This window comes from Caballeronia sp. (assembly GCF_028292365.1).
In the GTDB taxonomy this organism is placed as follows: domain Bacteria; phylum Pseudomonadota; class Gammaproteobacteria; order Burkholderiales; family Burkholderiaceae; genus Caballeronia.
Genome location: NZ_JAQGMM010000417.1, coordinates 1 through 4,623, shown reverse-complemented (window position 1 = coordinate 4,623; position 4,623 = coordinate 1). Strand labels below are relative to the sequence as shown.

At 59.6% G+C, this 4,623-nt stretch carries 4 protein-coding genes; all 4 read left to right on the top strand.

The window, feature by feature from the left end:
- Nucleotides 1-987 (top strand): ketol-acid reductoisomerase (ilvC, locus tag JWR14_RS25040; protein ID WP_299713601.1); only part of this gene is annotated, 987 nt, incomplete at its 5' end.
- Nucleotides 988-1,123: 136 nt separating this feature from the next.
- Nucleotides 1,124-1,768 carry a phosphatidylserine decarboxylase gene (locus JWR14_RS25035; RefSeq protein WP_062084542.1) on the top strand — a complete coding sequence of 215 codons (645 nt, stop codon included), beginning with the start codon at nucleotides 1,124-1,126 and terminating at the stop codon, nucleotides 1,766-1,768.
- A gap of 66 nt (nucleotides 1,769-1,834) precedes the next feature.
- Nucleotides 1,835-2,698, top strand: coding sequence for a CDP-diacylglycerol--serine O-phosphatidyltransferase (pssA, locus tag JWR14_RS25030; RefSeq protein WP_213767386.1), 864 nt, complete (start codon nucleotides 1,835-1,837; stop codon nucleotides 2,696-2,698).
- Nucleotides 2,699-3,082: 384 nt separating this feature from the next.
- Nucleotides 3,083-4,623 (top strand): 2-isopropylmalate synthase (locus JWR14_RS25025; RefSeq protein ID WP_299713594.1); only part of this gene is annotated, 1,541 nt, incomplete at its 3' end.

The window sequence follows — 4,623 nt, the reverse complement described above, 5'->3', positions numbered from 1 at the left end:
CTCTCCCTCATCAAGGGCAAGCAAGTCACGATCATCGGCTATGGCTCGCAAGGCCATGCACACGCGCTGAACCTGAAGGAAAGCGGCGTGAACGTGACGGTCGGTCTGCGCAAGAACGGCGCATCGTGGAGCAAGGCCGAGAAGGCCGGCCTGAAGGTCAAGGAAGTGGCTGAAGCGGTGAAAGGCGCGGACGTGGTCATGATGCTGCTGCCGGACGAGCAGATCGCTGAAGTCTACAAGAATGAAGTGCACGACAACGCCAAGGAAGGCGCTGCACTGGCATTCGCGCACGGTTTCAACGTGCATTACGGCCAGGTTATCCCGCGTGCCGACCTCGACGTGATCATGATCGCCCCGAAGGCGCCGGGCCACACGGTTCGCAGCACGTACTCGCAGGGCGGCGGCGTTCCCCACCTGATCGCCGTGGCGCAAGACAAGTCGGGCGCAGCACGTGACGTTGCGTTGTCGTATGCGGCAGCTAACGGCGGCGGCCGTGCCGGCATTATCGAAACGAACTTCCGCGAAGAAACGGAAACGGACTTGTTCGGCGAGCAAGCTGTGCTGTGCGGCGGTACGGTCGACCTGATCAAGGCCGGTTTCGAGACGCTGGTGGAAGCGGGTTACGCGCCGGAAATGGCGTACTTCGAATGCCTGCACGAACTGAAGCTGATCGTCGACCTGATCTATGAAGGCGGCATCGCCAACATGAACTACTCGATCTCGAACAACGCCGAATACGGCGAATATGTGACGGGTCCGAAGATCGTGACGTCGGAAACGAAGAAGGCAATGAAGCAAGTGCTGACGGACATCCAGACGGGCGAGTACGCAAAGAGCTTCATCATCGAAAACAAGGCGGGTGCACCGACGCTGCAATCGCGTCGCCGCCTGACCGCTGAGCACCAGATCGAAACGGTCGGTGCCAAGTTGCGCGCGATGATGCCGTGGATCGCTGCAAACAAGCTGGTTGATCAGTCGAAGAACTAAGCAGTCGAAGAACTAAAAAAGCTGAACGACCGGTGTTGTTTGCCGGTCTTAGTGAAGACCGAAAGCCGTCCGGTGTCGCTTGGCGCCGGACGGCTTTTGCTATCCTACGGTTTTACTAAAAATATAGAACTCGTTCATGAACTATCCACATCCGATCATCGCGCGTGAAGGCTGGCCGTTTATTGCCATTGCGGCTGTCATTGCCGTGTTGATCCAGGCCATCGGCGGCTTTGGTTTTGCCTGGCCGTTCTGGCTACTGACGATCTTCGTCGTCCAGTTTTTTCGTGACCCCGCCCGGCCGATTCCGGTTCAGGCGAACGCTGTGTTGTGCCCCGCCGACGGTCGTATCGTCGCAGTGGAAACCGCACACGACCCTTACGCGGGCCGCGAAGCGCTGAAGATCAGCGTGTTCATGAACGTGTTCAATGTCCATTCGCAGCGCTCGCCCGTAGATGGCGCGATCAGCAAAGTGGAGTACTTTCCGGGTTCGTATCTCAACGCTGCCGTCGACAAAGCCTCAACCGAGAATGAACGCAACGCGATTGTGATCCAGACCGCGGCCGGGCATACGGTGACCTCGGTGCAGATCGCCGGACTGATCGCGCGGCGCATTTTGTGCTATGTCCATGTGGGTGAGCCGCTTAATCGTGGCCAGCGTTATGGGTTTATCCGCTTCGGATCGCGAGTCGATGTGTATTTGCCGGTGGGCAGCCGTCCGCGGGTGGCGATTGGCGAGAAAGTGTCGGCCTCGTCCACCATCCTTGCCGAGTTCGCAGAGTAATCAGTGATCCGGCTGAGAATCAGTACAAATAAAGCGGTAAAACCAGGCTGCACAACGGAGGACTCGATGGCACTCAAACCGCGCCGAACGCGAAGCACGGCAACACCCCCGCGGGCGTTTCGCCGTAACAAGTCGGCGCAGGATATCGGCGTGCTGGAAACGCGGCGTGCGAAGCGGCAACAGTTTTTGAGGAAACGCGGCATTTACCTGCTGCCCAACGCGTTCACCACGGCCGCGTTGTTCTGCGGCTTTTTCGCGGTCGTTCAGGCCATGAACGTACGCTTCGAGATAGCGGCCATCGCGATCTTCGTGGCCATGGTGCTGGACGGCATGGACGGCCGTGTCGCGCGCATGACGCATACGCAGAGCGCATTCGGCGAGCAATTCGACAGCTTGTCCGACATGGTTTCGTTCGGTGTCGCGCCGGCGCTGGTGATGTACGAGTGGATCCTGAAGGACCTGGGCCGCTGGGGCTGGCTCGCGGCGTTCGTCTATTGCTCGGGTGCGGCATTGCGTCTCGCGCGCTTCAATACGAATGTAGGCGTCGTCGATAAACGTTATTTCCAGGGCCTGCCGAGTCCGGCAGCGGCGGCGCTGATCGCGGGTTTCGTGTGGCTCGCCACCGATAACCGCGTGCCGCTGAAGCTCGTCTGGTTGCCGTGGGTGGCGTTTGCGCTGACCATTTATGCCGGTGTCACGATGGTGTCAAACGCGCCGTTCTACAGCGGCAAGGCGCTCGACGTGCGTTTCCGCGTCCCGTTCGCCGGCGTGTTGCTGGTGGTGGTCGCATTCGTGCTGGTATCGTCGGATCCGCCCTTGATGTTGTTCGGTTTGTTCGTGTTGTACGGTTTCTCCGGTTACGCGTGGTGGGGGTACATGGCCATCCGCGGCCGGCCGAACCCGGCCAGATCGTCGGAAAAGGCGCATTGAACGTAGAGCGCGCATCGGCTTGAATCCGGTGCGCGCTTTTTGCTTTTGGGCGCTTCGTGTCCCAAACGCAGACCGAAACGCATGCGGGTGGCCCTTGCAGGCAACCTCAATGACGTCGATCGCAAAGCCCAATTGCACGCTCTCAAAAATCTCGTTATAGTCTGCAAATGATTTTTTTCGCCCATCCCCTCTCGTTTTCCCTAGCTGGTGCGCCGCTACGCGCGCTACCGCTACTAGCGCGTCTACCGCGCTAAGCTTCCCGCCTCCCGTCTGCTCGTTCGTGGTTTTCGACGCCAGCGGTGGCGCGAACACCCGGATTCCGTATTGTTTTTCCGTTTTTCCCCAGCGTTTTCAGAACTCTAAAACTCCCCACTGGAGCCCGACATGGCAGACAAACTGATCATTTTCGACACGACCTTGCGCGATGGCGAGCAATCCCCCGGCGCGTCGATGACGAAGGAAGAGAAGATCCGGATCGCGAAGGCGCTCGAACGGATGAAGGTCGATGTGATCGAAGCCGGCTTCGCTGCCAGCTCGAACGGCGATTTTGACTCGATCCACACCATTGCGGGCTTGATCAAGGACAGCACGATCTGCTCGCTCGCCCGCGCCAACGATAAAGACATCCAGCGCGCCGCCGACGCCCTGAAGCCCGCCGATCACTTCCGCATCCATACGTTTATTGCCACGTCGGCGCTGCATATGGAAAAGAAGCTGCGCATGACGGCGGATCAGGTCTACGAACAGGCGCGTCTCGCCACGCGTTTCGCGCGCAAGTTCACCGACGATGTGGAATTCTCGCCGGAAGACGGCAGCCGTTCGGATCTCGATTTCCTGTGCCGGGTGCTCGAAGCGGTGATCGATGAGGGCGCGACCATCATCAATATTCCGGATACGGTTGGCTACGCCGTGCCGGAAGGGTACGGCAACCTGATCAAGACCATCCGCGAACGCGTGCCGAATTCGGACAAGGCGGTGTGGTCCGTGCATTGTCACGATGACCTCGGCATGGCGGTCGCGAATTCGCTGGCAGGCGTGCACATCGGCGGCGCGCGTCAGATCGAATGCACGATCAACGGTCTGGGCGAGCGCGCGGGTAACACGGCGCTGGAAGAAGTCGTGATGGCGATGAAAACACGCAAGGATTACTACGGGCTGGAGCTCGGTATCGATACAACGCATATCGTGCCGACGTCGAAGCTCGTCTCGCAGATCACCGGTTTCGTCGTGCAGCCGAACAAGGCTGTGGTCGGTGCGAACGCGTTTGCGCACGCTTCCGGCATTCACCAGGATGGCGTGCTCAAAGCGCGTGACACCTACGAAATCATGCGTGCCGAAGACGTGGGCTGGGCGACCAACAAGATCGTGCTCGGCAAGTTGTCCGGACGTAACGCGTTCAAGCAGCGCCTGGAAGATCTGGGCGTGTCGCTGGAGTCGGAAACGGATGTGAACGCCGCGTTCGTGCGCTTCAAGGAACTCGCCGATCGTAAATCCGAGATCTTCGATGAAGACATCATGGCGATCGTCTCCGAAGAATCCGCGGAAATGCAGGCGAAGGAAACGTTCCGCTTCGTGTCGCTTGCGCAGCACTCGGAAACGGGCGAGCAGCCGCATGCACGCGTGGTGTTTGCCGTCGATGGTATTGAAGTGCAGGGTGAGTCACGTGGCAATGGCCCGGTCGACGCCACGCTCCACGCGATCGAATCGAAGGTGACGAGCGGCGCCGAGTTGGTGCTGTATTCGGTGAACGCTATCACCACCGGTACGCAGGCTCAGGGCGAAGTGACCGTGCGGTTGTCGAAGAGCGGCCGGATCGTGAACGGCGTGGGCACGGACCCGGATATTGTGGCGGCGTCGGCGAAGGCTTATCTCGCGGCGCTGAACAAGCTGCATTCGAAGGTCGAGAAGCTGAATCCGCAGCTTTC

Bases quoted from the DNA above. Each gene is read 5' to 3' on its own strand.
- JWR14_RS25035 (WP_062084542.1), top strand. From the start codon at position 1,124: ATGAACTATCCACATCCGATCATCGCGCGTGAAGGCTGGCCGTTTATT.
- pssA (WP_213767386.1), top strand. From the start codon at position 1,835: ATGGCACTCAAACCGCGCCGAACGCGAAGCACGGCAACACCCCCGCGG.